The organism is Vibrio sp. 03_296 (assembly GCF_002265885.1).
Map to the genome: position 1 here is coordinate 1 of NZ_NPKW01000076.1, position 3390 is coordinate 3390.

The window sequence follows — 3390 nt, forward strand, 5'->3', positions numbered from 1 at the left end:
AGGGTTGTTCGAGACTAGAACGTTGATAGGCAGGGTGTGTAAGCGCTGTGAGGCGTTGAGCTAACCTGTACTAATTGCCCGTGAGGCTTAACCATACAACACCCAAAGGGTTTTGATGGACTCAAAGCAAGAACGAATTGAATGTGTAGAGAACGCAAACAGCTTTCCGAATTTTAAGAATTTGCTTGGCGACCATAGCGTTTTGGACCCACCTGAACCCATTCCGAACTCAGAAGTGAAACGAAATAGCGTCGATGGTAGTGTGGGGTTTCCCCATGTGAGAGTAGAACATCGCCAGGCTTTTAATTTTTAAAACCCGCTTTCAGAGCGGGTTTTTCAAGTTTTAAATGCTGATATGGCTCAGTCGGTAGAGCGCATCCTTGGTAAGGATGAGGTCCCCAGTTCGATTCTGGGTATCAGCACCATGATTTTGCTTAGCGACCATAGCGCTTTGGACCCACCTGATTCCATTCCGAACTCAGAAGTGAAACAAAGTAGCGCCGATGGTAGTGTGGGGTTTCCCCATGTGAGAGTAGGACATCGCTAGGCTCTTATTTGTTTTACTTTTAAAAAGTAAAATAAAACTTAGACTCAATAGTCTAACCAGTGCGGAGCGGTAGTTCAGTTGGTTAGAATACCGGCCTGTCACGCCGGGGGTCGCGGGTTCGAGTCCCGTCCGCTCCGCCACTTATACCAAGCCTCAGTTGAAAAACTGGGGCTTTTTTACATCTAAATATTCGGCTTCACTCTAAGGTTGAGTGAGTTCCGCTTTAACGCAATTCTGGTCGTCCCCGTCACTCTCAGTTGTGTTTTGATGTTTGCGATTCGTGGTCTCTCTTACTGAAGGAGATTGTCTCGCCGATAGCCCGTCTGATTTGCATAGCACGCTTTCACTATAGCTTCATTACCTATTTAGTACGTTACTCTGAGAGTCACTTAGGCATTTATAGGCTGCAACTTTCTTTAGACTCCTCATTTTCTGTCTTTTTAAGTTTAAGAGTTGGGATAACTGCAATTAAACTGCAATGCCGACTTCTAGCTTATCTAGCCAATCTAAAAAGCGTGGCACATCATCACCACGGAAAATACCGCCGTGTTGCGGGCACATCATCTCTATATCCAGTTGGCTTACCTTGTCAATCCATGCTGATTTGGCTTTTTCCGATGGCATCCAACGCTGATGAAAATAGGCCATTTTTTCGACATGGCTACCAAAGTCTTCAACGAAAAGTGGTGCATCGATACGATCAAGTGCGGCGCCAATATCTCCGGACATTAATATCTTTGCTTCAGGGTCATAGACGGAAAAGTTTCCTGAAGAATGCATATAGTGGGCAGGAATAAATTGAATATCTAACCCTGCTAATGACACTGTTCCACCTTGATCTTTGATCGGAGCAAAGGTGATAGATTCCATACCAAAATGACGAATAAAGCCTTCCCAAAGCCAAGGTGAATGGAGTGTTGCTGAGGGGATGGTTTTGTCCCAAAGTCCAAGGGAGGAGATGATGTCGGGATCTTGATGCGATGCAAATAGATGGGTAATTTGCTCGAGTGATATTTCTTTCACAACACTGCTGAGCATGGCAGAGAAAAGCTCGATGCCACCAGGGTCGAGGAGCATCGCCTGGCCGTTGTGTACCAGCATATACTGATTAGTATCGATGATTTTGTCAGGTTTATGAGGATCTCTACCAAACATCAACCAACGGTGGGAACCTTCTTCATAGAGAATTTCTGAGCGCATAATTTCTAATGTCCTTATTACAAAAAGAGCGAAAAGAGTTTAAGAGAGAGTGAAACATGATGGCGAATAGCATCAGAGAATTCCGTTACACTCTCAGCAATAGCGTTGAGTTGAACTCGGTAACGCTCATCAACTTTAGATGCTTCAACGCTGAGCATGGTCGATATGATCTGAGCGATGCGCAGTTGGTCATAGAGCTCTTGAAGGGCTTCCTTTAGGGATTTAGCTTTGAGAGTAAACAAGGTATTGAGTTGCTGATAATCTTTGTTAGCACGCTGTTTGGCTTGGTTTAAACTGGATAGAAATTTTGCTTCTGTGGATCTTTGTTCCACGTTATTTAGCTGCTTTAGCACACACTGAGCGCGAGTTCGCTCTGTGGCAATTTGACTGAGTTGTTGAGCTTGTAGATTGATGGTATTTGAAGAGTGGAATGTCAGGAGGACGAGTTCATCAATGGAATCGGTGACGGGTCTAAATCCCGCTGCACTTTCTCCCGCTCTTAGCGCGAGTGCTCTGGCATTACTGGCGACCAGTTGGAGTTGTTTCGCTATTTTTACCCCTCGATTTAACTCTGCTGATACTTCAGCAGCAATAACGAATAAGGGTTTTCGTTCAATGGTGTCTCTCATTAAAACTCGCTCAATACACAGTTTGTTCTTATATAGGTATAGAGCTGAGTTGCATATTTGCCAATGCCTGTGGTTCTAAAATTGGCAACGAGAAAAAGGAATTGAATGGAGATGAATTAATGACGGACGTGAAAAAGCCGCATCAATGATGCGGCTTTTTCTAAGGTGGCTCCTCCTGCTGGGCTCGAACCAGCGACCTGCGGATTAACAGTCCGTCGCTCTACCGACTGAGCTAAGGAGGAACTATTCTGTCTCTCTTGCGATGCAAGAGTAACTTGTAAATGGTGCCGACTACCGGAATCGAACTGGTGACCTACTGATTACAAGTCAGTTGCTCTACCTACTGAGCTAAGTCGGCGCCTAAACAACAAGCTTTAGCTTATCGTTTGAAAGTGGCTCCTCCTGCTGGGCTCGAACCAGCGACCTGCGGATTAACAGTCCGTCGCTCTACCGACTGAGCTAAGGAGGAACTATTCGGTTATTGTGTGTTAGCACAACTTAAAATAAGTGGTGCCTCGAGGCGGAATCGAACCACCGACACGAGGATTTTCAATCCTCTGCTCTACCGACTGAGCTATCGAGGCAAAAGAATGGTGCCGACTACCGGAATCGAACTGGTGACCTACTGATTACAAGTCAGTTGCTCTACCTACTGAGCTAAGTCGGCGCACTATATTCTTTTTAAATTGTCGTTCGTACGTTAAGCACCAACGACTTTTAATTCGTGGTGCCCGGAGGCGGAATCGAACCACCGACACGAGGATTTTCAATCCTCTGCTCTACCGACTGAGCTATCCGGGCGACGAGGTGTATTAAACGGTTTTTCGCTTTCTAGGTCAATATAAAAATGCAAAAAAATATCGTTTGCTGCTTTGTGCCGCATGGGTGTTTTATTCGTTTAATACGATGGAAGTACAGTATATAAACATCTAAGCGACATTTATTTATCAGATTTAATGGGATGAACGGCGATTCCTGCAATAAAAAAGCACGCGATAAGGCGTGCTTAGTTAG

At 45.0% G+C, this 3390-nt stretch carries 2 protein-coding genes, 8 tRNA genes and 3 rRNA genes; 5 read left to right on the plus strand and 8 right to left on the minus strand.

Annotated elements, in window-relative coordinates; all coding sequences use genetic code 11:
* The 5 genes from CIK04_RS10120 to CIK04_RS10140 all read left to right on the plus strand — a co-directional run.
* Positions 1–95 (plus strand): 23S ribosomal RNA (locus CIK04_RS10120); the annotation flags it as partial.
* Between the two features lie 89 nt (positions 96–184).
* Positions 185–300: ribosomal RNA gene (rrf, locus tag CIK04_RS10125) — 5S ribosomal RNA — on the plus strand.
* Positions 301–349: 49 nt separating this feature from the next.
* Positions 350–425: transfer RNA gene (locus CIK04_RS10130), tRNA-Thr, on the plus strand.
* Positions 426–433: 8 nt separating this feature from the next.
* Positions 434–549 (plus strand): 5S ribosomal RNA (gene rrf, locus CIK04_RS10135).
* A gap of 61 nt (positions 550–610) precedes the next feature.
* Positions 611–687: transfer RNA gene (locus tag CIK04_RS10140), tRNA-Asp, on the plus strand.
* Between the two features lie 328 nt (positions 688–1015).
* Here the strand turns inward: CIK04_RS10140 and CIK04_RS10145 are convergent.
* The 8 genes from CIK04_RS10145 to CIK04_RS10180 all read right to left on the minus strand — a co-directional run bounded on the left by CIK04_RS10145 (position 1016) and on the right by CIK04_RS10180 (position 3177).
* The gene (locus CIK04_RS10145; protein ID WP_080533364.1) at positions 1016–1747 is read right to left on the minus strand and encodes an MBL fold metallo-hydrolase; all 732 of its coding nucleotides are present in this window, start codon (positions 1745–1747) and stop codon (positions 1016–1018) included.
* 17 nt (positions 1748–1764) lie between these two features.
* Positions 1765–2376: a chemotaxis protein gene (locus CIK04_RS10150; protein ID WP_097353565.1), complete on the minus strand. Its 612-nt coding sequence runs from the start codon at positions 2374–2376 to the stop codon at positions 1765–1767.
* A 166-nt stretch (positions 2377–2542) separates the two neighbouring features.
* Positions 2543–2618: transfer RNA gene (locus tag CIK04_RS10155), tRNA-Asn, on the minus strand.
* A gap of 40 nt (positions 2619–2658) precedes the next feature.
* A tRNA-Thr gene (locus CIK04_RS10160) sits at positions 2659–2734 on the minus strand.
* 35 nt (positions 2735–2769) lie between these two features.
* Positions 2770–2845: transfer RNA gene (locus CIK04_RS10165), tRNA-Asn, on the minus strand.
* Positions 2846–2884: 39 nt separating this feature from the next.
* Positions 2885–2960, minus strand: a tRNA-Phe gene (locus CIK04_RS10170).
* A gap of 7 nt (positions 2961–2967) precedes the next feature.
* Positions 2968–3043: transfer RNA gene (locus CIK04_RS10175), tRNA-Thr, on the minus strand.
* A gap of 58 nt (positions 3044–3101) precedes the next feature.
* Positions 3102–3177, minus strand: a tRNA-Phe gene (locus CIK04_RS10180).
* Positions 3178–3390: the final 213 nt, after the last annotated feature.